The organism is Halalkalicoccus paucihalophilus (assembly GCF_001593955.1).
Classification (GTDB): Archaea; Halobacteriota; Halobacteria; order Halobacteriales; family Halalkalicoccaceae; genus Halalkalicoccus; species Halalkalicoccus paucihalophilus.
On sequence record NZ_LTAZ01000005.1, the window covers coordinates 385,082 to 407,080 of the forward strand.

Below are 21,999 nucleotides of genomic sequence, written 5' to 3' on the forward strand. Positions count from 1 at the left end.
TTCTATAACAAATAGTGTTCATTTATTGAAAATAACTCGGTAGAGACGAGATGCGATGAGCGGACGCGTGGTCATCGCTCGGTGAACTCGACGCCGGTGATCTCGAAGCGCGCGCCGCCTTCGGTTCCCTCGGTGATGGTGATCTCCCAGCCGTGTGCGTCGACCACTCGCTCGACGATGCTCAGTCCGAAGCCGGTTCCCGCCGAGGTCGAGTAGCCGGTGTCGAACGCCGCCTCGCGCTCGTTCTCGGGAATGCCGGGACCGGTGTCCTCCACGTAGAAGCTGTCTGCCGACCCGCCGACGGTGACCGTGACGTCCTCGCCGCCGTGTTCGATGGCGTTTCGAAACAGGTTCTCGAGGAGTTGCCGCAGCCGGTCGTCGTCGGCCTCGACGGTTCCCATGCCCTCGTCCGCGACGACCATCTCGATTCCGGCCCTGTCGTCGGCCACGATCCTCCACGCGGCCTCGATCGCCCCGCGGAGGTCCACCGGTTCGGTCGGACCGATGTCCCGTCCGTCCCGGGCGAGGCGTAACACGTCCCCGATGATGCGTTCGATCCGGTCGTGGGCGTTCTCGATCCGGTCGAGATGCTCGTTGTCACACTCGGTGCGGGCGAGTTCCAGCCGAGCAGTCGCGACGTTCAACGGGTTGCGCAGGTCGTGAGAGACCACGCTGGCGAACTCGTCGAGGCGCTCGTTCTGTCGTCGGAGTCGCCGTTCGTGCTCCTTGCGCGTGGTGATGTCCCGGGAGACCACCATGAACCGGTCCTCACCGTCGATGGGGAGGCGAACGACGTGGACCTCGACTGGGAGCGACGAGCCGTCGCCGCGCAGGAACTCCGTCTCGAGTTTGACCCGCTCGCCCGCGTCCATTCCGGCCCAGATCTCGCGGAGTTCCTCGGGGTCGATGCGCCGGTCGATCTCCCAGACCTTCCTCCCGACGAGTTCGTCCTCGGGCTGGCCGAACACCTCACAGAACCGCCGGCTGACGTCGAGGACCGTCCCCTCTGCGTCGTGGATGTTGATCATATCGGGGGAGTTCTCGAAGAGCACGTCGAGCGGGGTCGTCGCCCGTTCGAGCCCCCGCCGGCGACCGTGGCGTCAATATCGGGTTCGGGCGTGTGTCACCGCCTCGTCGATGCTGCTTGCCAGTCGTTCGTACCCTTTCCCGTCGCTTTCTTTCGGGAGGTAGTCGCTCACGCCGGCGGCGATCGCGTCGCTCGCGATCGCCTCCGATCCGGTCGCAGTGTGAAGAACGAACGGGAGGTCGGGATGCTCCGCGCGGACCGATTCGAGGAACTCGATCCCGTCCGCATCGGGCAGGCCGTACTCGGAGACGACACAGTCGAACTCCCCGGTAGCGAGTCGGGCCAGACCCCGAGTACCGTCGGCCGCCGTCTCGGTGGTGAATCGCTCGTCCTCGCGTTCGAGGAGGGTCGCGGCCCGATCCGTTCGAGTCGGGGCGACGAACAGGATCCGGATCGGCTCGTTCATGTCGGTTCGACGAACGCTACGGAGCGATCGACACTCATATTATTATACTAAATAGGTATGAATCAATATAACTCCTGTCGTTACCGTCCCGGTCACGGGGACACCGTTCGAGGACCGTCGGGAACACACGCTGTCAGAACGGGGCCACGTGCCCAGAATCGATGCGGGGAGGCGTCGTCGCCCTGTCGCTTCTTATAGATACGCCAGTCCGCCCGCGAGCATCAACACGACCCCGATCCCCATTCCGCTGTAGTTCACCACCCCTGTCGGGGTCGTGAGCTCGCTGTAGACGATGAGTGGGATCGCAAGCAGGACGAGTCCCCGGATCGCCCACCGCCGTCTGCTCGATCCCGTCGGTTCGGTGCCGGACTCGAACGTCCGTCTGCTCGCCGCGAGATTGCCCGCGAGTTGCGTACAGTCGTGATCGGCCGCAACGCGTCGCTCGACCAGCGTCCGCCACGCCCGTTCGTCGGCGTCCGCGCCGCGTCCGACGGAACCGTCGGTCATCACCGGCGACTTCTTCGCCAGCGCGCTTAACCCTTCGTCAGACACGTCTCATACGATTGATCAGCTCTCCCGACCGATCAGCTCGCGTTCGTATCGCTACCCTTGAACTATCCGGCACGAGGTATATAGTGGTGTCGCGCCTATATTCGACCATGGTACTCGGATCGATTGTCGCGTTCGTCGTTGCACTGCTCGTCGGCGGGTTGGCGATCTACCTCAGCGCCAACGTCGTCATGGACGTCCAGGACTACAGCCACGCCGTCGTTACGGCGTTTATCGGTGCAATCGCATGGGGACTGACAGCCTGGATTCCTCTGTTCGGCCCGATCCTCGCGCTGATCGTCTGGGTCGGCGTGATCAACTGGCGATATCCCGGCGGCTGGGTCGACGCCGCGATCATCGGCGTCGTCGCGTGGCTGGCCGCGCTCGTGTTGCTGTTCGTCCTCAACCTCGTCCTCGGTCCGATCCTCGGCTTCAGCGTCGGTGCCTTCGGCGTTCCGGGCGCCTAATCGACCCCGAGTTCTTCGTTTACGAGGTCGACCGCATTTCTCACCGCCCCGATCGAGGAGAGGTATCCGGCCCCGACGCTCGCCTTGAGCGCGAGCGCCGCCTTCCCCCGCAGTACGGTCGGGCCGACTTGTGCGACCGCGCCGTCGCCGACGCTGACGAGCCATCCCGGCGAGTCGAACGAGAAGCGCTCGGGGCGGGGGGCGAATCCGTCTCGATCGTCCTTGACCATCGCCACGAGGCTCCTCGCGACGACGCGAGCCTCGCGGATCGCCGCCTGTGCGCTCGCGGGAACCGCCTCGCCGTCGTCGTCGACGACGCGGGCGGCGTCGCCGACCACGAAGGTTCGGGAGTCGAGCCGGAGGTCGCTGCGGACGGCGGGGCGTTCCTCGTTCAAACTAGCGGACCCGCGGATGCCGCCGGTCCAGACGAACGTGTCGTACTCGATCGACTCGCCGTCGACGGTTTCGACCGCCTCAGCGGTGGCGCACTCGACGGGCGTCCCCGTTCGCACGTCGATCCCTCTAGTTTCGAGTTCCTCCGTGACCGCCGCCCGGAAGTTCGCCGGGAAGTTCGGGGCGACCGAGTCGAACTGTTCGAGGATCGTTATCGAGGGAGCCGAATCGAGCGCGGCGAGTTCGCCCGCGACCTGCACCCCCGAGAGGCCAGCCCCGCCGACGACGACCCGTGAGTCGTCCGCGACGCGCTCGCGGATCGCCTCGGCGTGTTCGAGGCGTTTGAGGGGTATCGCGTGGTCCTCGACGCCGGGCAGGTCGTAGTAGTTCGTTTCGGCACCCAGACAGACCGCCGCGTAGTCGTAGGCGATCTCGCGGTCCGCACAGCGGATCACGCGCTCGTCGCGGTCAACCGCCTCGATCTCCGCCCGGAGGACCTCCACCCGGTCGAACAGCGATTCGAGCGGGAGGGTGATCACGTCGGCGAGGTCGGGCCGACGGATCACCCGATGGAGTTCGTGTTGGATCAGGTGGTAGGGATCCCGATCCACGAGGACGATCTCGATGGTCGAAAGTGCCTTCTCCAGTCGCTTCGCCAGCGTCACACCGGCGTAGCCCGCCCCGCAGACGACGATTCGCATACCGGCGATAGGACCGGGGGCCTAAAAGAGGTGGTCGTCGACCGTTCGGGCGGGCCCGCCGACCTCCCAGACGCGGGTCTCGATGCCCACCTTCGCGACCTCGTTCTCGACGCGCTCGACGTGCTCGGCGGTGGTATTGACGTAGACGCTCGCGCCCGTGTCCGTTGAGTAGTAGACCGGGACGCCCTCATCGCGGAGCTCCCGTACGCGGTTGAACACCTCGATCGTCTCGGGCTGCCAGTAGACCCAGCCGGCGGGACCGGTCATCGTCGTCGCCGCGAGCGACAGCGAGTCGTGTTCCGCGAGTTCGAACGTTCGGTCGAAATCCCCCTCGTGCAGCGCGTCACGGAGCTCGGCGATCTGGCCGTGCATGTGGGCCATCCGCGCCTGGAACATGTGGCTGTCGGCGGCTTCTTCATGAGCTTGCTCGGTCTCCTTATACGAGGGGACGAGCCCGGCAACGATCCGCAACTCGTCTTCGAGGTCGGTCTCGATCCGCTCGGATCGGCAGTCCTCGTCGTTGAGCCCCGTGTGTAGGTGGCTGAACGCGCCCGTGACCGCGCGTGCGGCAGACGAGGAACCCCGCCGGGCGACCGTCGAGATATCGGGCCGCGAGAGGTCGAGGTCGGCCGCCTCACACAGTGCCATCGCCGCCGCCGCAAAGCCCGACGACGAGGAGCCGAAACCGACGTTCGACCGAAAGGAGTTCTCGCTTTCGAGGCGGACTCCGTGATCGATCCCGGCGAGCTCGCGGACGTGGTCGGCGACCATCGCGACCCGCTCGTGGCCGCGCCCCGACAGTTCCTCGCCGTCGACGACGTAGACGTCCTCCGCTCGCTCCTCGAAACGGGCGGTCGTCTTCGTGTGGCTCGGCGCGGTACAGACGCTGATGGAGTCGTGATACGGCAGTCTGAGTTCCGGATCGCGCATCCCGTGGTACTTCGCGAGCCCCTGGATGGGATGGGCAACCGCCGTCGCTTTCTTCATACCACGACCGGCGGGTGTCGCTCGCATAAATACTGCGTTGTGGCGATGGACACGCCCGCCGCGAACGGCGCCGAGCGTCCGGACTGCTCCATCGGTTCCGCAACGACGGCGGTGGCGATCGTCGTTTCATCGAGTGGGACTGACCAGTAGGGTATTGCCTTCGTAACCCCTCCCATTCTCTAGAACCGTATTGCCGATGACAGGACCGCTGACACGCCTCCGAGGGTTCGACCCTCGCTCGCGGGCCGTCCCCGCGATGGCGACCGTTGCCGAGTACCTCCTCCCGCGCCCGTACGAACGGTGGGCGGTGTTAGCCGGCGACGAGTTGACCGAACCCGCACCGCCGGTCCCGGCCGCGAAACGACGCTGGCTCTATCGCCACGGCTTTCGTGCCCGTGCCGCCCACCTCTACGACTTCGAAACCTACGGACCCGAGGAGTACCTCTCTGACGCCCAGCGTTACGTCGGTGCCTACTACCTCAACGGCGCGTGGCGCGACGCCATCGACAACAAACTGCTTTGTCACCTCCTGCTTGCCGAGTTCGATGAACACCGCCCCAGCGTCTACGGCCTGCTCAGAGGGAGCCGGCTCCACCCGATCGACGAGGAGACGGTTCCGACGCCCGACGGCGGTCCTGGCGGTCGGCTGCTGGGTCGAACCGCCGGTCCCGCCTCGTCGATTCCCGACGGGGCAGACTGGGTCCTCGAACGTCTCGACCGCGAGCGGCTGGTCTGTAAGCGGTTCAGGGGCGGGTCCGGAAAGCAGGTGCTGATCCTCGCATCCGAGGGCGGAGGATACACGATCAACGGCGAGCCCTGCACTGAAGACGAACTCCGTGGGCGACTCGACGGGCTGGACGAGTACCTCGTGACCGAGTACGTCAGGCAAGCGAGCTACGCAGCAGCGGTCTATCCGGGGTCGGTAAACACCATGCGCGTGCTGACGATGTACGACGAGGAGGCGGGCGAGGCGTTCGTCCCGATCGCGACCCACCGCTTTGGTACCCGGCGCTCGGGCGCGCTCGACAACTTCTCGCAGGGCGGGCTGTCGGTGGGCGTCGACCGCGAGACCGGCCGTTTGAGTCGCGGGATCCAGTACCTCCCGCCAGAGCGCCCCGAGGAGTTCGAGCGCCATCCCGATACGGGCGAGGCGATCACCGGCCGCACGGTTCCGGGGTGGGCCGCGATCAAAGCGGACCTCCTCGCCATCGCGGATCGCCTCTCGTACATCCCCTACATCGGGTGGGACGTCGTCGTTACCGCCGAGGGCGATTTCTCGATCATCGAGGCCAACAACAACACCTCCGCGCTGATCCAGGTTCACGAGCCCCTGCTTCGCGAGAAGCGAACGCGCCGGTTCTACGAGCGCCACGGCGTCCTCTGATCCGAATCGAACCGCTCAACACCCCCCGACGGCGAGTCCCAGTATGGGAACCCGACTGGAGTCGCCCGCCGAACAGGCCGCAGAGGTCATCGATCGCCTGTTCAAGGAGTACCCCGATACGACGATCTCGCTCGATTTCTCGAACCGACTCGAACTCCTGATCGCGGTGATCCTCTCGGCCCAATGTACCGACGAGCGGGTCAACAAGGAGACCGAGCACCTCTTCGCGAAGTACGACGGCCCCGAGGACTACGCGAACGCGGATCAGGAAGAACTCGCGGCGGACCTCGATTCGATCACCTACTACAACAACAAGGCGGGCTACATCCGCGAGGCCTGTGCGATCATCGCGGCGGAGCACGACGGCGAGGTGCCCGACACGATGAGCGAACTCACGGACCTCCCCGGTGTGGGCCGTAAAACCGCGAACGTCGTGCTCCAGCACGGCCACCAACTCATCGAGGGGGTCGTCGTCGACACGCACGTCCAGCGGCTCACGCGCAGACTGGGGATCACCGAGGAACGCTCGCCCGAGAGGATCGAACGCGAACTGATGGAACTCGTCCCCAGAGAACACTGGCAGGAGTTTACCCATCTGTGTATCAGCCACGGGCGGGCGACCTGTACGGCCCGAAACCCCGACTGCGGGGAGTGTGCCCTCGAGGACGTCTGTCCGTCCTCGAAACTCGACAGCGAGATGGATCTGGCCAGCGGCGAGGCGTGGTAAGCCGGCGAATGCGGGGCCAACGGTTTTTATCGTGGATCGAGAACTCGTGGGTGTCATGACCGAATCCGACGAACACGGCCGGGACGTCACGCTCGACAAGGAGAAAGACGAGGAGAGTGGGGCGGACGTCGACGAGGAACTCGAAGACAAGGACGAGGAGGAACTCCAGCGCCAGCAGGAGGAGGAAGCCGAAGAGAAACTCGACGCCGAGGACGAACAGCGCGAGGCCGCCGCCGAGGAGACGGCAAACCCCGACGCCCACCGCGACGAACGGCCGTACAACAGCTAGAGGAGGTACCGCAGGACGTACTGGGCCATTCCCAGCAGGTAGGCGATCAGCCAGCAGGCTATGTAGCCGATGACGCCGATCCGCAGGCGGAACCGCCACGCACCCATGTGTTCGTGGAGGTCGTTGATGTCGACTTCCTGGTCGGGGTCGCCATACAGGTTGTGCTGGCGTTTCGCCTGGAAGATGCGGACGATCCCGGTGAGCGCAAAGAGCAGAAAGGCGTACGCCTGCACGCCGAAAATCGCATGCATCGCCTGGAACCCGGAGAGTCGCTCGAAGAGCCGGGGTGCCATCCAGCCCAGTACCGGGCCGGTCGTGAGAACGAGTCCGGTGACGATGTACTTGAGATGGCGGATCAACACCGCCCACGTCACGGGATCGTTCTCGATGATGATCCACGCCCCATAGAGGTAGAACGGAAAACTCACCGTGACCAGCAGGACTGCCAGCGTCGCCCAGACGACGGCGTCGGTCATCGTCCATCCTTCGGCTGGGCGGGCGTTAAACGGCCCGGATTCGCTCCTCCGAATCCCGGAACACGTATGCCCGCCCCGACCCAACGTTCGGACAATGGCTGACGGTCGTCCGTCCGAGCGCGAGGACCTCGATCGGGACGCAGACGGGCCCACGGCCCTCGACGAAGGGGTCGATTTCGAGGAGTTCGGTCCCGAGGACATGGATCGAATGAGCGCCGACGACTGGGACGCGGCGTTCGACGCCGACTCGTGGATCACCGGCGAGGAACTGATCGACCGCGTCGAGGACGACCTCAAATCCCGCATCGCGAACCGCGACGTCTTCGCGGTGCTCGAGCGCTTCGAAGACCCCCCGCGGATCCTCGCCTACTCCGACGAGGGCTACGCGATCGTCTACCCCGACGGGAGCGTCGAGGGCGAGGGGACGGTCGTGCGCGACGTCAAGCCGACGGTCGCACTCTGTTCGATGGACGACTACGAGGTTCCCGAACCGCCAGCCGAGTGGTCGTTGCCGGACCCCGAGGAGGTGCCCGAGGGAAGCGGTGATCTGGGCAATCAGATGTTACAGGTGATCGCCTTCGGCCTCCTCATTGCGGGGATCGGCGCGTTTGCCGGGCTGTTCGTCGGTGACGTGGGCGGGTCGGCGGTGGTCCTCGTGGTCGTCGCGCTGATCTTCGTCGTCGCGAGCGTCTTCCTCTTTCTCGTGGTCGCGAACGCCCGGCTCTCGGATCGGTTCCGCGCGGCCGAGTACAAGAACCGCCTCCGGGCGGCCGGCGTGACCTCCGGCGAACGCCCGGCGTTCGTTCCGGTCGAAGACGGCGAAATCGAACCGTTGTCCGAGGGCGAAGAAGCGGGGAGATAAGCCGTTCTCGGGGGCTCTCGTCGGGGGTCGATTTCAGCGTCATCGGTGGGTTTAAGCGAACACGGTCCTGAATCCCGCTTGTATGAAGAGGCGGGAGTTTATCACGGCGGCGGGTGTCGGGAGCGCCGCGACGGCGGCAGGTGTGACCGGTACCGTCGGTACCGCGGCCGCCCAGGAAGAGGGACCACAAGAGGTGCCCGTATGGCCCGAATTCGTCACGGAAGCAAACGAGTACTCGAGCGGCGAAACCGAGGACCTTCGGGGCCAGGGCGAAGCCACCGTCCAGGTCGGAGCCGGGGACGGGCTCGCGTTCTCCCCGCCCGCGATCTGGGTCGACGCGGGGACCACCGTGATCTGGGAGTGGACCGGTGAGGGTGGTGGCCACAACGTCGCTAGCGAGGAGGGCGAGGAGTATTCGAGCGAGATCACCGAGGAGGCCGGATTCACGTTCGAACACACCTTCGAGACGGACGGCCAGATCAACACTTACAAGTGCGAGCCCCACTCCGGACAGGGGATGCACGGCGGGGTCGCCGTCGGCGGGGTCGAAACCGAGGAGGTCCAGACGGGCGTTATCACTGACCCGGAAGAACTGGGCATCAAAGTCCAGGAGCACTACGTCGGGATCGGCGCGATCCTGATGATCTGTGTCTCGCTGGTGTTCACCTTCTTCGTGTTGAAATACGGCGAATCACCGCACGCGAAGGGAGGGAATTGAGATGTCGTCTTCAGGAAGCTCCTACGGCGATATCCACCGCTACGAGCCCGCACGCGAGAGCACGGTCGCGGCGATCGCGATCGTGCTGTTGACCCTCCTCGAAGTCGTCCTCGTCGGTCTGTTCACCTACGGGTTAGTGATGGCGTGGGGGACGACACAGCTCGGCAACATCTACCTCGGCCTGCTGCTCGCGTTGGTCTTCATCGATCTGGCGTTCGTCCTCGTCCTCTACAGGCGGGAATTCCTCCCCGACGTGATGATCGTCAAGAAACGACGGCGGAAATGGGAGGACCTCTACGTTCGCGAGGAACAGGCCGAAGGCGAGGAATTCGCCGACGGCGCACTGGAGCACTTCAAACGCGCGGTCTACCCATACTACAAAAAGAACTAACAATGTCATCAAACGAAGACAAATATCCGATCGAATCCGACAGGCGACGGTTCGTCAAAGGCGTCGTCGGTGCGGGGGCGATCGCCGGCCTCGGTTCGACGGGCGCGGTGGCGGTCAACACCGCGACCGCCCCGGCAGGATCGGGCGGTGGAATCACCCCGTTCATGGGGATCGAGCAGGTCGGCGGCCCCGCTCCGCGCGGGATGCCGATCATCCCCGTCGAGATCGCCGAGGACGGAACCATCAGCGGCCGATGGCCGGAACTGGTCGAAGAACAGGTCCAAGGACAGACGATCCAACTCGCCCAAGAGGAAATCGGAGGAATCACTTACTCCTCGCAATGGTTCCAGTACTGCGGGAAACAGACCTCTCCGGCGTTGCTCCCGGCGGCGGATCTGGACAACCGGTTCCTCTCGTCGGGACAGTCCCAGTACGAGTGGCAGTCGGAACTCGAAGAGGGGGCACCGCTCAACATCTCGGATTTCGAGGACTACGAGGAGTGGAGCAACGACATTGGCGACGCGGGCGTCGGCAAGCCGGCCGCCGCGACCTGGCGCTCGGAGGGACTCGAGTCCGGGGAGACCCTCGGGGTAGTCGTCATGCGGAGCCCACTGATCGAGGAGGCGGCTCAGGACGACGAGTTCCTCCAGGCGGCTACTCAGGACGGGGTATTCGCGTATCTCAACGTCTGTACGCACTTCTGCTGTGTGCCGGGCTACAAGGTCTCGGAGACCGCAGAGCGAGTCTCCGACGGGAACACCATCTACTGTCAGTGTCACGCATCGGTCTACGATCCATTTACCATCCTTGAACAGTCGTTCCTCTCGTTCCCCCAGCCCGACGACGTCCAACTCCCCGAAGGCGTGGGCGGTGGAGGGAGCGGTGGCAGTAGCAGTGGTGGAAACGAAAGCGGCGGCGGTGGAAACGAAACTGCCGGCGGTAACGAGAGCGCCGGCGGCGGTGGCGAAAACGAGAGTGCAGGTAGCGGCGGCGGTAACGAGAGCGCCACCGGAAACGAAACCGACGGGGGCGGTCAATGAGCCTCGAACGGAAGGACGAGTACGACCACCGGGGCTGGATGGAGGAGCGCGACCTCTCGCTCATCGAACAGGGCTATCTGATGACCCTGATGTGGCTCGATAAGCGTTTTCGCATCGTCGACTACCTCGAACTGCTGGAGACGATGTACTACCGGGTCAACCTCCAGATGCCGAAGAGCCACACCGAACAGTACAACCTCGACAACAAGTTCTGGTACTGGTACCCGCTGTACTCGCTGGGTGCGTTCTCGACGCTTGCGTACATCGTCGCCGCCGTAACAGGCGCGTTACTCGGCTTCTATTACGCGCCGTCGACCGCCACCGCCACCGGCGCGGAAACGACCGTCGCCTACGATACGGTCGTGACGATCATGATGGACATGAACTTCGGGTTCTTCCTCCGAAGCCTCCATCGGTGGTCCGCACAGATCATGACCGCGGCGGTGTTCCTTCACATGCTTCGGGTCTACTTTACGGGCGCGTACAAGGAACCCAGAGAGGTCAACTGGCTGATCGGGATCGTGCTGATCAGCCTGACGATGGCCTTCGGCTATACGGGCTATCTCCTGCCGTGGACCCAGCTGTCGTACTGGGCCGGCCAGATCGGCGTCGAGATGGCGCTGTCGGTCCCCTTCATCGGCGAGTGGATCGCCCAGTTGGTCTTCGGCGGGTTCAGCCTCGGCGCACCGACGCTCCAGCGGATGTACATCCTCCACGTGTTCATCCTGCCGTTCGTGGTAACGTCGCTGATCGCGCTGCACATCGGTATCGTCTGGATGCAGGGAATCGCGGAGCCACACTGATCGACCAATGAGCAACGAAAACGACCCCCAAACCGACGGCGGCGAAGAACCGCGCGCGGACGGTGGTGGCGGCGTGCCCGCCGTCCCGCCGGACGACGAGACGCCCACGTGGCGCGAGCGAAAGGAGCGCACGCAGGGACTCTCCAGATTGACCTACGAGTACTTCGAGCGCTCCCGGCGCGAGGATCAGGACCTCCGTCAGGAGTCGACCTACGTCGAGCGCGACGTGCTCGCGTTCCCGACGTGGCCACACGAGACCATTCGGAACCTCGCGCTGGCCTCGTTTTTCACGGGGATGATGTTCCTCATCGCCGCGGCAGCGCCGCCACACATGCCGGCGCCGGCGGATCCGAGTTCGACACCGCCCGTGATCCTCCCCGACTGGTATCTCTACTGGTCGTACGGGCTGCTCCATCTCGCCCCGGTCAACCCCGAACTCGCGATCCTCGGCGGGCAGAAACTGGTCAGCGACCGTGTCTACGGCGTGATGGCGAACGTCGTCGTCGTCAGCATCATCGCTATCGTACCCTTCTTGAACAAGGGTAGTGCCCGCAGACCGGTCGAGGAGCCGTTCTGGGCGGCGCTAGGCGTCGGCGGGGTCATCTTCGCGATCACCATCGCGGCCCTGCCACTGGAGAGCCAGATCACGTTCATTCCCGGCGAACTCGTATTCAACTTGACCTTCTTCCTGCCGGTGATCGGCGCGATCCTCACGTATGCCGTCCTGAAGACGATGCGCGAGGGATACATGTACTCGCTCAACCGGCGGTACTACCGGCTTCGACCGCCGAGGTAATACGCTCGCCCGTCCAACGTCTTTTCATGTCGGAATCGTCCCCCGAGAGCCCCGACGACGGGAGCGTCGTCGTCCCGATGCGCGTCTACAAGACCGTTACCGTCTTCTCGACGCTCTTTGCGGTCGTCGGCGTCGTCGTCGGGTTCGTCCTGCTCGACATCGCGACCGACCGCGCACAGGCTGACCTCGCGGAGGTCGAACCGCTCGTCGCGCTGGCCGGTGTGGCGCTGATCGTCGTTTCGGCGGCGACGTACGCCTTTTCGACCCGGTTTCAGGCCGCGGGAATGAGAAACGCTAAAGACGGCGAGGACGAACGGTCGAACCATGAGTGATGAGTTCATCAAGGGCTTCGGTATCCTGACGACCGCCGGCCTGTTCTGGTTCATCGTCTCGGCGTGGTTCAACACGGAGAGTTTCGGGGGCACACAGTTGATCGCCCCGAACCCGGACGACGTCGGCCTGTATGCCGACGTCCTGATCGGAATCAAGGACGTGGCGTTCTGGTTCGCGATCCTCGGTGCACTGACCTTCTGGTTCGTCATCCCCGCCGTCCGTGAGGGGCGACGCGCCTACGAGGATCGCCAACGGAACGCCGAGTAAACGCTTTTCCTGTCGAGACCCCGACGACCGATCTCAGGCCTGCTTTAGCTTGCTTCGGAACCGCTCTCGCACCTTCTCTACCTTCGGTCGGGCGTGCATCCGGCAGTAGGCGTCGTTCGGGTTCTTCTCGAAGTAGTCCTGATGATACTCCTCGGCCTCGAAGAACCGCTCTAGGGGTTCGAGTTCGGTCTCCACGTCGTCGTTGGACTCCTCGTCGAGCGCCTCGATGTACGCCGCCGCCCGCTCGCGCTGTGTCTCGTCGTGATACAGGACGATCGAGCGATACTGCGTCCCTACGTCGGGGCCCTGTCGGTCGAGCTGGGTCGGATCGTGGGTCGCAAAGAAGACCTCGAGTAGCTCGTCGTAGGAGATGGCGTCGGGTTCGTATTCGACCTGCACGACCTCCGCGTGGCCCGTCTCACCCGAGCAGACCGCCTCGTAGGTCGGGTCCTCGACGTGGCCGCCGGCGTAGCCCGAGGTGACGGATACGATTCCGTCGAGTTCCTTCATCGCGGCTTCCGTACACCAGAAACAGCCGCCGCCGAACGTCGCGATCTCGGTCGACATGACCCCGAGTAGGGGTTCGACGCGTATGTATGTGGCGTGCAGTCCCGTATCACTACGCTTGCACCGCGTACGGCACGATAGCGGCCACGAAAAGGAGCTATTCGCCGTCGGTGACGACCGCTTTCGACTGGTCGTGCTGGTGACATGATATGAACGGGAGCGAGACCGTGATCATGCAGCGAGTCCCGTTCGCACAGCGCCGACTGCAGACGTACTCGCCGGCGTCGTTGGTCGGCGGTTGGTCGGTTTCGGCGGTCAGTTGTGGTCGCAGTTCGCCGTCCGGTTCGGACTGTCGTCGTGATTGGCCCATTGTGTTACGAGTTAAGAGCGGTATAGCGGGAGTTTGAGACGGGAGCCGTGAAACGACCGGTGCCGTCCAGCCGATACGATCGTGTACTCGAACGGACCCCTCGGATATATCTAACAATTCGGCTTGCACCTGCGTGGTGGCGCCGCCAATGAACGAAATATCTATGTGTGAGATCCCCAAACGGGGTGGTGTGTCCGGTTATTATATCCTCACCGGAGAGACGGTGGTCGAAGGGCCGTTCGAAACCCACCGGGAGGCCAGCAGACGGAAGGCGGACCTCTCGACGAGCGACGTGGGCGTCACCTATCGCATCGAGCGACGCTAGCTCGTCGAGGTCGGGGCCGAGAGGCGGACGAGCACGTCGTCCTCCTCGCGGGGAAACCGGCCGTACGCACGGCCGTCCCGGTTGGAGGTGATCGCGTAGAGCCCATCGGGCCCCTCCGTGACGTGTCTGATCCTGCCGATCTCGCCCTCCAGTGCGGCGGTGATCGTCGCCGTGTAGGCGTCGTCGAGCCACTCCTCGTCGTAGGCCGTTCCTTCGGGAGGCAAGTCGGCGGAGTCGGTCAGCGAGAGCGTTAGCAACTGTTGGGAGCGAAGCCCGGCGATCAGAAGCCTGTCCTGCCAGCTTTCGACCTCGTCGCCGGTGTAGTGGACCATTCCCGAGGGGGCCCACGTTACGTCGGGCCCGGTGTTGACGAGCGGGCGGGCGAACTCCGTTCCGGGGTACTCCTCGCCGTCGCGGGCGGCGGGCCAGCCGTAGTTCTCGCCCCCGACGAGTCTGTTGACCTCGTCGCGTGCGCTCGGGCCGTGTTCGGCGATCACGGGCGTGCCATCGGCGAGCCACGCGATCCCCTGTGGGTTGCGATGTCCGTAGGTGTAGACCCGCGGATCCGGGAGATTGGTTCCGGCGGCGGCGTCACCCTCGGGGGTGAGCCTGAGGACCGACCCCGCGAGCGAGCGCGGATCCTGTGCGCTGTCCGGGTCGTCGGCGTCGCCGGTCAGTACCCAGAGATCGCCCTCGGGGCCGAAGTCGATCCGCCCGCCGTTGTGGATCTCCGCGGCGGGGATTCCCTCCAGAATCGGTTCTGGTTCATCGAGCGTTTCGAGGTCGTAGCGGACGACGCGGTTCTCCGACTCCCGCGTGTAGTAGGCGTAGAGGAACCCCTCGTCGGGACCGAGTGTGATCCCGAGCATCCCGCCCTCGCCGTCCTCAGTCGCGTCGGGTTCAAGGAGGGTTTCTCGCTCCCCGTCGACGATCCGGCTGATCCGACCGGGGCGCTCCGAGAGGTAGATCGCCCCGTCGTCGAACGCGAGGTCCCACGGGGTATCGAGACCGGTGAGGACCGTCTCCGTCTCGACGGTCGTGGGGTCGGCTTCGGTCTCGCCGTCGCCGGAGAGACAGCCCGCGAGGCTCGCCGCACCGAGCGCCGTGAGTACGCGCCGGCGTGTGGGGGACATACCCGAACTACCGGCGGCACGGCCAAAAGCCCGCCGCCGAAGACGGGTCCTTTATTTTCCCCCCTCGTCCAACCCGAGTATGGCAGGGAGGGAGACGGGACGCGGACTGGTCGAACTCGTTCGACCAGTGAACGCCCTCGCCGCGGGCGTGTTGACCCTGATCGGGGCGTTCGTCGCGGGTGGCCTGTTCGATAGTCCCCTTCCGGCGGGAGCGGCCGCGGGCGCGACCGTCTTCGCCACCGGGGCCGGCAACGCGATCAACGACTACTTCGACCGCGAGATAGATCGAATAAACCAGCCCGGACGCCCGATTCCTCGGGGTTCGGTCTCCCCACGTGGCGCGCTCGGCTTCAGCCTCGCGCTCTTTTCGGGAGCCGTCGTCCTCGCGCTGACCCTCCCGGCGCTCGCACTCGCTATCGCCGTCGTCAACCTCCTGTTGCTCGTCGCTTACACCCAGCTGTTCAAGGGGCTTCCCGGGGTGGGCAACGCCGTCGTCGCCGCGCTGGGTGGGAGCACCTTTCTCTTCGGGGGTACGGCGGTCGGGAACATCACCGCACCCGGCGTGCTGTTCGTGCTCGCGGCGCTCGCGACGTTCACACGGGAGGTGATCAAGGACGTCGAGGACCTGGCGGGGGACCGCGAGGAGGGGCTGAACACGCTGCCGATCGCTATCGGGGAGCGACCCGCCCTCTGGGTGGGCGTCGCGTGTCTCCTCGTCGCCGTGCTCGCGAGCCCGCTTCCCTTCCTGTTGGGTGCGCTCGGGGTGGTCTACCTGCTCGCCGTCCTGCCGGCCAACGCCGTGATGCTCTGGGCGGCGGCGACGAGCTTTCGGGACCCGACGGCAGGTCAGGAACGGCTGAAGTACGGGATGTTCCTCGCGGCCGCGGCGTTCGTCCTCGGGCGGGTCGCGCTGGTCCCGTCGGCCTGAGTCGCGTGGCGGTATCGGCCGCGGTCAGAAACGTTATTCGGTGGGCTGTCGTCTGTTAGGGTATGCCCGTCGAGAGCGATGCCGAGTTGCGCGAGTTGCTCGGCCTTCGCACCGTCGCGGTCGTCGGCTGTTCGTCCACCCCGGGCAAGGACGCCCACGAGATCCCGAAATACCTCACCGAACACGACTACGAGGTGATTCCGGTTAATCCCAACGCCGAGGAGGTCTTCGGCGAGCACGCCTACGACTCGCTCTCGGAAGTCGAAGAGGAGATCGACACCGTCGACGTCTTTCGCCCGAGCGACGAGGTCGCGGGGCTCGTCGAGGAGGTCACGGAGCGCGAGGACGTGAAAGTGCTCTGGCTCCAACTGGGCATCTCCGATCCCGAAGCGGAGGCCCGCGCCGAGGAGGCTGGGATCCACGTCGTCGTGGATCGCTGTATGAAGGTCGAACACAAGCGCCTCCACGCGCCGTAGCCCGTCCACACCGAATCGGACAGCAAACGCGGCCGACACGTAATTATTCAGCCAGATCTATCGAGAATCGGACCGATTGAATAAGTATCACGAACGCGTACTAGAGCTATGGACGAACGAATCCTCGTTCCGGTCGACGAATCCGATCAATCGCGAGCCGCGCTCGGGTACGCGATCGATGCGTTTCCCGACTCGTCGATAGCCGTCGTCCACGCCATCGATCCGCGTGATTTCCGAACGTACGGCGGGGTCGAAGGGTGGATCGACATGGAGCAACTCGCCGAACAGCAGCGAGCACACGCCGAACGGTTGGTCGAGGACGCACGAGAGCAGGCCGCAGAACGTGACATCACCGTCGAAACGAATGTCGTGACCGGCAAACCGGCGCGGGTAATCGTCGACTACGCCGAGGACAACGACATCGACCACGTGATCATGGGGAGTCACGGCCGATCCGGGGTCAGCCGCGTGCTGCTGGGGAGCGTCGCCGAACGGGTCGTGCGCCGCTCGCCCGTACCGGTCACGATCGTCCGGTGAGCCCTGGCATCCGACGGGTGCCTACCCGTCCCACTCCTCGAAGCTCCGATAGATCCCCTTCGAGAGGTAGCGCTCGCTCGAATCCGGGAACACGGTAACGACGCTGTCGTGGGGCACATCGAGCTCGCCGGACGCGATCCGCTCTGCGGTCCGCAGGGCGGCGACGCTCGCGGCGCCGGCACTCGAGGCGACCAAGTGCCCTTCCTCGCGGGCCAGTCGCTTGAGTTCGGCGTGAGAATCGCGGTCGCTCACCTGAAGCACCTCGTCGACCAGTTCGGGCTCGAACAGTTCGTTCGTGGCCGGGTCGTGGGTTCCGATCCCTTCCGTCTTGTACTCCCCCTCCTCGCCGTCTTCCCCCTTGGTGGTCGCGTAGAGCGAACCCTCGGGTTCGACCGCACCGATGTAGGTCTCGGGGTGCCGCTCGCGGGCATACCTCGCGAGCCCCATCAGCGTCCCTGCCGTGCCACAGCCGGCGACGACCGCCCCCACCTCGCCGTCGAGGGCCCCGTAGACCTCGGGGGCAGTCGTCTCGTAATGGGCCTCCGTGTTCAGCGGGTTCGCGAACTGTTGGGGCACGACGGCGTTGTCCAATTCGTCGGCGAGTTCGTGGGCCCGTTCGATCGCGCCGCCCATGCCCTCGCTGGTGGGCGTGTTGATCACCTCCGCACCGAGCGCGGCCATCAGCTGCTGTTTCTCGACGGAAAAGCGCTCGGGGACGACGAAGACCGCCTCCAGATCGAGTTGTCCCGCAGCGACCGCGATCCCGATCCCCGTATTTCCGGCGGTGGGTTCTATCACCGTTCCGCCCGGCGAGAGGGCGCCGCGTTCGAGCATCCGTTCGAGCATATACCTCCCGATGCGGTCCTTGACGCTCGCGCCGGGGTTGAACGACTCGAGTTTCGCGTAGACGGGAACCGGATCGGGGGCCGCGTGCACGGAGACCAGCGGCGTCCGGCCGACGGTCTCCAGCACGCTATCGACGGGAGGGGCGGTCATCGACTGGCAATCCTTGCCGGAGCTACTTAACTGGTCTCGGTTCCGGCGGCGTCGTCACCGGTAGTCCCGGCGTGTTCGTCGGGCTCTCCGGGGGCGTCCCCGCTTTCGGCGGCCTCGTTGGGGATCGGGTCGGGTTCTTCGGACCCCTCGGCGTCCTCGATCGAGGCCTCGGTGATCACCTTCTCGACGTCGATCCCCCGTTCTTCGGCGAGGGCCTCGAGGATCGCGCGGTTCTGTTCGTGTTTGACTTCGAGGTCGGAGACGGTGTCGTGGGTGGTGTCGACCTTGACCCGGAGGTCTTCGAGCTGTTTTTTGACCTCGTTGAGCTGAGCGTAGAGCTGTTCGGCTTTGTCGGCCATCATCTGGATCTTCTTCGTCGTGCTTCCGAGTCCCATGTCCACACGTTTTTTCCGGTCGTATGTGGGTGTTACGTTCGCCCGCGAACGCCGACTTTAGGTTCCGGTCGTCCCAAGATCGGCTATGAACCTCACGCGACGCGCCCCCCAGTTGGGGATCGCCGCCTGTCTCGCCGTTCTCGTCGTCATTATCGCGCCCTACGTCCTCCTCCCCCAGAGCGCGGGAACTGGCCTCGCGCTCTACTATGACGCCGGATTCTTCGGTCCGCAGCTCGTCGGCGTCTTCGCCGCGGTCGGAATCGTCGTCCTCGGGGCCGGTCTCGGCGAGCGCTCGGACCCGGTGACGGTCGCGGGCGCAGCGCTGGTGATCGGCCTGTTCATGACCCTGATGTCAGTCGAGTGGGTCGTCGCCGTCTCGCCCGAGGACATCACCGGGATCACGACCCAGGACTGGCTCGCCTATCACCGCTGGCTCGTGCTGGCCTGTTCGGCGCTGTCGGCGGTCGCCGCCGGCCTCTACGCGCGGGCGCTGGGCGTGCTGTAGCTCGCTGTCCCGGCGAGACGAAACCCTCTTATGGCCGACGCGGGTAGAAGGAACTGGACTAGGTCGGGCAGTTAGGCCCTGCTCGTCACCCGCACTACGGTCTTCAGCGGGGACCGAACCCCGGGCGCGTCCGGTCCGACCGGCGCGGGCCCCGGGAGCCAACTGAGAAACCTCGTCCGTCGGGGACAGCGGTCCGCGGCGAGCGTCCGCAGGGACGTGTCGTCGCGGTTGGTCGATGGAAATCCGTCAGGCACGGAAGTGAGCAGCGGGCCATCGGATACCTGTCGCTCGACGGATCGCGGGGTGGAGGAGGCAACCGGGACTCCCCGCGCCGGAACGCCGGGCAACCCCGGGTGTCCACCCATTCATACGCGCGCTTTTTACTTCGCGAGCCGACGGCTCCGTGGTCCGATTCGCCCTCGAACGCCTCGGTAAACGGGGACGCGTTTTTTTGTGACCCGGCGTCCAAGCGCGAGACGGTGGTTCACGAATGGCCGAGTTCACGCTGACGAGTCCGGAGTTCCGGGACGATGACCCGATCCCCCGGAAGTACGGCTACGAGGAACGCAACGTCAACCCGCCCCTGCGCGTCGAAAACGTCCCCGAGGAAGCCGAGTCGCTGGCCCTGATCGTGGACGACCCGGACGCCGAAGAACCGGCGGGCAAGGTCTGGGACCACTGGCTGGTCTGGAACGTCGACCCCGGTATCGGGAGGATTCCGGAAGCGTGGGAGCCCGACGCCCTCGAAGGACGAAACGACTTCGGAGAGGCCGGGTACGGCGGTCCCAATCCGCCGGACGGGGAACACACCTACGAGTTCACGATCTACGCGCTCGACGCCGAGCTGGAACTACCGTCGTCGGCGACGAAAGAGGACCTCATCGAGACGATGGCGGGACACGTCCTCGCCCAATCACAACTCACCGGAACGTACGCTCCCTGAGAACACCGACCGCTCCGTTCTGTCGGAGGGACCCATCGACGGCCGGGGATCGCTCGACCAATAGGAACGGCTGGCGAGTGCAACCGATAGTCGTATCAAGTTCCCGTGAGCGTTCACCGATATGCCCTCCCCGCAGCGTCAGCCCTCCCTCAGAGAGCGGCTCCGCCAGTCGCTCATCACCGGCACCGCGATCACGATCCCCTTCATCCTCACCGTCATCGTCCTCGGTTTCGTCCTGAGTTTCGTCGCTCAGACGCTCAACCCCGTCGTCTGGCTCGCAGGCTACCTCGACGTGGAGGTCGCCGCGCCGGTCGTGCAGGTAACGACGGTCCTTACGCTGCTCGTACTCATCGTCGCGGTGGGGATCGTCGCCGAACACACCGACGGGACGCGGATCGCTGGCGGCTTTCACGCCGCCATGGAGTCGATCCCCGGCGTGAGTTCGATCTACAACAGCTTCCGACGGATGAGCGACATCCTCCTCGAGAGCGACGTCGAGAGCTTTCAGGACGTGAAACTCGTCGAGTTTCCCCGCGACGGCAGCTACGCGCTCGCCTATCTGACCGGCCGGCCGCCGGCGGAACTGGTCGCGGCGGCGGGCCACGAGGAGATGCTCACGCTGTTCGTCCCGTTCGCTCCCAACCCGGTGATGGGCGGCTTTCTGATCTACGTCCCGGAGAACCGGGTGATCGACATCGAGATGACCGTCGAAGAGAGCGTTCAGGCGATCATCACTAGCGGCGTCGCTCATAGCCAAGAGGACACGAGGGATCGCGCGAAATAAAAGCCGAGGCGTCGACCGCCCGCGGGCTACGTCCCGACCGAGCTATCGACCATCTGCTCGTCCGGCGGGCGGCGGTCGGTCGCCAATTCGACCGGGTGTCCGAAGCGGACGTGGTGTTCGACGGCCAGTGAGCCGAGATCGTCGGTGAGCGAGCCGTTCGAATCGACGTCCCACTCGCATTCGGTACAGACGTAGCGCATCGTACACCCACGCTGTGATGGACCGCCGACTCGCATCAGTCCGACTACTTGCAAACGCCGGGTCTCACTCGGCTGGCTCGCCGCTCGGGCGGATCGAATCGAGGCTCTCGACCGACAGTCCACCTTCGAGCGTGCGATACGGGTAGGGAATGTCGATCCCCTCGCGATCGAAGCGTTCTTTCACCCGCTGGATATACTCGCCGCGGATCCGCACGAAGTCGGCGCGGGCGGGATCCGCGATCCAGAAGCGCGACTGGAGGCCCACATCGGAGTCGTTGAGTTCCGTGAGTCTGACCGTCGGCGCGGGGTCGTCGAGGATCCCGTCGTGGTTGTTGGCCTCCTCGACGATGATGTCGGTCGCCATCCCGATGTCGTCGTCGTAGCCGATACCGAAGACGAATTTCTGGCGGAGTTTGTCCTTCGCGACGGGGTTTTTCACCGCGTTGTCGGTGAGATCCGAGTTCGGAACCGTGACCAGTTCGTTGTCGAACGTGCGCACGCGGGTTACCCGCAGGCTGATGTCCTCGACGATCCCCGAGTAGTCGCCCTCCTGCCACTCGATCCAGTCGCCGATCTTGAACGGTTTCTCGGTGAAGATGAACACGCCCGCGACGAAGTTCGAGATGACCGACTGCATGGCGATACCGATCGCGAGTGCCGCGGCGGCGGCGATCGTCGCGAGCGACGTGAGGAAGTTACCAAAGCCCCCGAAACCGAACGCGACCGCGACCGCCACGAAGAGCACGCCGAACCACGCGACCTTCATCAGCGGCCGTTGGGCGTGCGGTTCGAGGTTGCGCCTGTCGAAGGCACGCTCGATCAGCGGTAACACCACGGCACGGCCGACGAATACGAGCGCGACGAAGGCAACGAGAAAGCGGATCGCCCCGTCGATTGCCGCTGCGGGTCCCTGAGCGAGCCCGAGGTCGACGAGGATCCCTTCCAGCACCATCAGTGATACACCGCCGTGTTGCCCCGCGTCTCGACGAGCGTCGCGTCGACCGCGTCGGCCAGTTCCGCAGCGACCTCTTCGGTGGTCGTCCCGCCGCGGGCCGCCCGGTGGAACTTCGCCTTCACCAGCTCACGGTCTTTGAGCTGGTCGGCGAGTTCCTCGGCGACGGCGTCGATACCGCCCTTTCCGACCCAGACCGTCACGTCGAGGTCGTGGGCCTCCTTCCTGAGTGCCTGTCGATCCGCTCGGTCGCTCATAGCCCTGCTAGAGGG

At 65.0% G+C, this 21,999-nt stretch carries 33 protein-coding genes and 1 other RNA gene; 20 read left to right on the forward strand and 14 right to left on the reverse strand.

The features are described 5' to 3' along the window. Positions 1-71: 71 nt before the first annotated feature. The 3 genes from HAPAU_RS11455 to HAPAU_RS11465 all read right to left on the reverse strand — a co-directional run bounded on the left by HAPAU_RS11455 (position 72) and on the right by HAPAU_RS11465 (position 2,000). Positions 72-1,052 (reverse strand): PAS domain-containing sensor histidine kinase, encoded by a 981-nt coding sequence (locus HAPAU_RS11455; RefSeq protein WP_281177886.1) that lies wholly within the window; start codon positions 1,050-1,052, stop codon positions 72-74. A gap of 48 nt (positions 1,053-1,100) precedes the next feature. Further along, on the reverse strand, positions 1,101-1,493 hold the full coding sequence (locus tag HAPAU_RS22285) for a response regulator (protein ID WP_066382713.1): 393 nt from the start codon (positions 1,491-1,493) through the stop codon (positions 1,101-1,103). Between the two features lie 192 nt (positions 1,494-1,685). Beyond that, positions 1,686-2,000 carry a hypothetical protein gene (locus HAPAU_RS11465; RefSeq protein ID WP_066382715.1) on the reverse strand — a complete coding sequence of 105 codons (315 nt, stop codon included), beginning with the start codon at positions 1,998-2,000 and terminating at the stop codon, positions 1,686-1,688. 152 nt (positions 2,001-2,152) lie between these two features. On the opposite strand from HAPAU_RS11465, the gene HAPAU_RS11470 reads away from it, so the two are divergent. Continuing rightward, a complete protein-coding gene (locus tag HAPAU_RS11470; RefSeq protein WP_066382717.1) occupies positions 2,153-2,509 on the forward strand; it encodes a hypothetical protein in 357 nt (118 codons plus the stop codon). Here the strand turns inward: HAPAU_RS11470 and HAPAU_RS11475 are convergent. Together HAPAU_RS11475 and mvaD are read right to left on the reverse strand one after the other, a co-directional pair. Next, entirely contained in the window at positions 2,506-3,603 is a 1,098-nt protein-coding gene (locus HAPAU_RS11475; RefSeq protein WP_066382719.1) for an NAD(P)/FAD-dependent oxidoreductase, read from the reverse strand. The genes HAPAU_RS11470 and HAPAU_RS11475 overlap by 4 nt on opposite strands. Before the next feature lie 21 nt (positions 3,604-3,624). Then, positions 3,625-4,590: a phosphomevalonate decarboxylase MvaD gene (gene mvaD, locus HAPAU_RS11480; RefSeq protein WP_066382721.1), complete on the reverse strand. Its 966-nt coding sequence runs from the start codon at positions 4,588-4,590 to the stop codon at positions 3,625-3,627. A 196-nt stretch (positions 4,591-4,786) separates the two neighbouring features. Between mvaD and HAPAU_RS11485 the strand changes: the two genes are divergently transcribed. From HAPAU_RS11485 to HAPAU_RS11495, 3 genes are read left to right on the forward strand one after another with little or no spacing between them, the layout of a single operon-like run. Further along, positions 4,787-5,974: a sugar-transfer associated ATP-grasp domain-containing protein gene (locus HAPAU_RS11485; RefSeq protein WP_066382722.1), complete on the forward strand. Its 1,188-nt coding sequence runs from the start codon at positions 4,787-4,789 to the stop codon at positions 5,972-5,974. A 43-nt stretch (positions 5,975-6,017) separates the two neighbouring features. Then, entirely contained in the window at positions 6,018-6,701 is a 684-nt protein-coding gene (gene nth, locus HAPAU_RS11490) for an endonuclease III (RefSeq protein ID WP_066382725.1), read from the forward strand. A 55-nt stretch (positions 6,702-6,756) separates the two neighbouring features. Beyond that, positions 6,757-6,990, forward strand: a complete 234-nt coding sequence (locus HAPAU_RS11495; RefSeq protein WP_066383246.1) for a hypothetical protein — start codon at positions 6,757-6,759, stop codon at positions 6,988-6,990. Here HAPAU_RS11495 and HAPAU_RS11500 read toward each other — a convergent pair. Continuing rightward, positions 6,987-7,466 carry a DUF7321 family protein gene (locus HAPAU_RS11500; RefSeq protein WP_066382729.1) on the reverse strand — a complete coding sequence of 160 codons (480 nt, stop codon included), beginning with the start codon at positions 7,464-7,466 and terminating at the stop codon, positions 6,987-6,989. The genes HAPAU_RS11495 and HAPAU_RS11500 overlap by 4 nt on opposite strands. Before the next feature lie 94 nt (positions 7,467-7,560). On the opposite strand from HAPAU_RS11500, the gene HAPAU_RS11505 reads away from it, so the two are divergent. From HAPAU_RS11505 to HAPAU_RS11540, 8 genes are all read left to right on the forward strand, one after another. Further along, positions 7,561-8,328 carry a DUF7319 domain-containing protein gene (locus tag HAPAU_RS11505; RefSeq protein ID WP_066382730.1) on the forward strand — a complete coding sequence of 256 codons (768 nt, stop codon included), beginning with the start codon at positions 7,561-7,563 and terminating at the stop codon, positions 8,326-8,328. An 82-nt stretch (positions 8,329-8,410) separates the two neighbouring features. Beyond that, positions 8,411-9,046, forward strand: a complete 636-nt coding sequence (locus tag HAPAU_RS11510) for a halocyanin domain-containing protein (RefSeq protein ID WP_066382731.1) — start codon at positions 8,411-8,413, stop codon at positions 9,044-9,046. 1 nt (position 9,047) lies between these two features. Continuing rightward, a complete protein-coding gene (locus tag HAPAU_RS11515; protein WP_066382732.1) occupies positions 9,048-9,437 on the forward strand; it encodes a DUF7318 family protein in 390 nt (129 codons plus the stop codon). 2 nt (positions 9,438-9,439) lie between these two features. Continuing rightward, positions 9,440-10,477 (forward strand): QcrA and Rieske domain-containing protein, encoded by a 1,038-nt coding sequence (locus HAPAU_RS11520; protein ID WP_066382734.1) that lies wholly within the window; start codon positions 9,440-9,442, stop codon positions 10,475-10,477. Continuing rightward, the gene (locus HAPAU_RS11525; RefSeq protein ID WP_066382736.1) at positions 10,474-11,280 is read left to right on the forward strand and encodes a cytochrome b; all 807 of its coding nucleotides are present in this window, start codon (positions 10,474-10,476) and stop codon (positions 11,278-11,280) included. Before HAPAU_RS11520 ends, HAPAU_RS11525 begins: the two co-directional genes overlap by 4 nt. Before the next feature lie 7 nt (positions 11,281-11,287). Next, a complete protein-coding gene (locus tag HAPAU_RS11530) occupies positions 11,288-12,076 on the forward strand; it encodes a cytochrome B (protein WP_066382738.1) in 789 nt (262 codons plus the stop codon). A 26-nt stretch (positions 12,077-12,102) separates the two neighbouring features. Then, positions 12,103-12,408: a DUF7315 family membrane protein gene (locus HAPAU_RS11535; protein ID WP_066382739.1), complete on the forward strand. Its 306-nt coding sequence runs from the start codon at positions 12,103-12,105 to the stop codon at positions 12,406-12,408. Further along, positions 12,401-12,676, forward strand: a complete 276-nt coding sequence (locus HAPAU_RS11540) for a DUF7314 family protein (protein WP_066382740.1) — start codon at positions 12,401-12,403, stop codon at positions 12,674-12,676. The genes HAPAU_RS11535 and HAPAU_RS11540 overlap by 8 nt, the downstream gene beginning before the upstream one ends. Positions 12,677-12,709: 33 nt before the next feature. Here HAPAU_RS11540 and msrA read toward each other — a convergent pair whose 3' ends face one another. Together msrA and HAPAU_RS11550 are read right to left on the reverse strand one after the other, a co-directional pair. Further along, entirely contained in the window at positions 12,710-13,243 is a 534-nt protein-coding gene (gene msrA, locus HAPAU_RS11545) for a peptide-methionine (S)-S-oxide reductase MsrA (protein ID WP_066382742.1), read from the reverse strand. Positions 13,244-13,340: 97 nt separating this feature from the next. After that, positions 13,341-13,553, reverse strand: coding sequence for a hypothetical protein (locus tag HAPAU_RS11550; protein WP_066382743.1), 213 nt, complete (start codon positions 13,551-13,553; stop codon positions 13,341-13,343). 190 nt (positions 13,554-13,743) lie between these two features. On the opposite strand from HAPAU_RS11550, the gene HAPAU_RS22800 reads away from it, so the two are divergent. After that, complete coding sequence (locus tag HAPAU_RS22800) at positions 13,744-13,878, forward strand: hypothetical protein (protein ID WP_281177887.1); 135 nt, start codon at positions 13,744-13,746, stop codon at positions 13,876-13,878. On the opposite strand, the gene HAPAU_RS11555 is transcribed toward HAPAU_RS22800, so the two are convergent. Further along, positions 13,875-15,011, reverse strand: a complete 1,137-nt coding sequence (locus HAPAU_RS11555) for a PQQ-dependent sugar dehydrogenase (RefSeq protein WP_066382744.1) — start codon at positions 15,009-15,011, stop codon at positions 13,875-13,877. The two genes, HAPAU_RS22800 and HAPAU_RS11555, sit on opposite strands and share 4 nt — an antisense overlap. A gap of 79 nt (positions 15,012-15,090) precedes the next feature. Here HAPAU_RS11555 and HAPAU_RS11560 point away from each other — a divergent pair, with 79 nt between their 5' ends. The 3 genes from HAPAU_RS11560 (at position 15,091) to HAPAU_RS11570 (ending at position 16,952) form a co-directional block, all read left to right on the forward strand. Next, entirely contained in the window at positions 15,091-15,939 is an 849-nt protein-coding gene (locus tag HAPAU_RS11560) for a geranylgeranylglycerol-phosphate geranylgeranyltransferase (RefSeq protein ID WP_066382745.1), read from the forward strand. 62 nt (positions 15,940-16,001) lie between these two features. Beyond that, positions 16,002-16,415, forward strand: coding sequence for a CoA-binding protein (locus HAPAU_RS11565; RefSeq protein WP_066382746.1), 414 nt, complete (start codon positions 16,002-16,004; stop codon positions 16,413-16,415). Positions 16,416-16,523: 108 nt separating this feature from the next. After that, complete coding sequence (locus HAPAU_RS11570; RefSeq protein ID WP_066382747.1) at positions 16,524-16,952, forward strand: universal stress protein; 429 nt, start codon at positions 16,524-16,526, stop codon at positions 16,950-16,952. Between the two features lie 21 nt (positions 16,953-16,973). On the opposite strand, the gene HAPAU_RS11575 is transcribed toward HAPAU_RS11570, so the two are convergent. Together HAPAU_RS11575 and HAPAU_RS11580 are read right to left on the reverse strand one after the other, a co-directional pair. Then, positions 16,974-17,948 (reverse strand): PLP-dependent cysteine synthase family protein, encoded by a 975-nt coding sequence (locus HAPAU_RS11575; protein ID WP_066382749.1) that lies wholly within the window; start codon positions 17,946-17,948, stop codon positions 16,974-16,976. Between the two features lie 26 nt (positions 17,949-17,974). Next, a complete protein-coding gene (locus HAPAU_RS11580) occupies positions 17,975-18,343 on the reverse strand; it encodes a DUF5798 family protein (protein WP_157078457.1) in 369 nt (122 codons plus the stop codon). 85 nt (positions 18,344-18,428) lie between these two features. Between HAPAU_RS11580 and HAPAU_RS11585 the strand changes: the two genes are divergently transcribed. From HAPAU_RS11585 to HAPAU_RS11600, 4 genes are all read left to right on the forward strand, one after another. Then, positions 18,429-18,848 carry a DUF7548 family protein gene (locus tag HAPAU_RS11585; protein WP_066382752.1) on the forward strand — a complete coding sequence of 140 codons (420 nt, stop codon included), beginning with the start codon at positions 18,429-18,431 and terminating at the stop codon, positions 18,846-18,848. A gap of 51 nt (positions 18,849-18,899) precedes the next feature. After that, positions 18,900-19,211: signal recognition particle sRNA (gene ffs, locus HAPAU_RS11590), an RNA gene on the forward strand. A gap of 127 nt (positions 19,212-19,338) precedes the next feature. Beyond that, complete coding sequence (locus HAPAU_RS11595) at positions 19,339-19,791, forward strand: YbhB/YbcL family Raf kinase inhibitor-like protein (protein ID WP_066382754.1); 453 nt, start codon at positions 19,339-19,341, stop codon at positions 19,789-19,791. Positions 19,792-19,912: 121 nt separating this feature from the next. After that, complete coding sequence (locus tag HAPAU_RS11600) at positions 19,913-20,575, forward strand: DUF502 domain-containing protein (protein WP_066382756.1); 663 nt, start codon at positions 19,913-19,915, stop codon at positions 20,573-20,575. A 26-nt stretch (positions 20,576-20,601) separates the two neighbouring features. On the opposite strand, the gene HAPAU_RS21675 is transcribed toward HAPAU_RS11600, so the two are convergent. The 3 genes from HAPAU_RS21675 to HAPAU_RS11610 all read right to left on the reverse strand — a co-directional run bounded on the left by HAPAU_RS21675 (position 20,602) and on the right by HAPAU_RS11610 (position 21,984). Beyond that, a complete protein-coding gene (locus tag HAPAU_RS21675) occupies positions 20,602-20,775 on the reverse strand; it encodes a hypothetical protein (RefSeq protein WP_169802647.1) in 174 nt (57 codons plus the stop codon). Positions 20,776-20,839: 64 nt separating this feature from the next. After that, on the reverse strand, positions 20,840-21,727 hold the full coding sequence (locus HAPAU_RS11605; protein ID WP_066382758.1) for a mechanosensitive ion channel family protein: 888 nt from the start codon (positions 21,725-21,727) through the stop codon (positions 20,840-20,842). Further along, a complete protein-coding gene (locus HAPAU_RS11610; RefSeq protein ID WP_066382761.1) occupies positions 21,727-21,984 on the reverse strand; it encodes a YhbY family RNA-binding protein in 258 nt (85 codons plus the stop codon). The genes HAPAU_RS11605 and HAPAU_RS11610 overlap by 1 nt, the downstream gene beginning before the upstream one ends. Positions 21,985-21,999 lie beyond the last annotated feature (15 nt).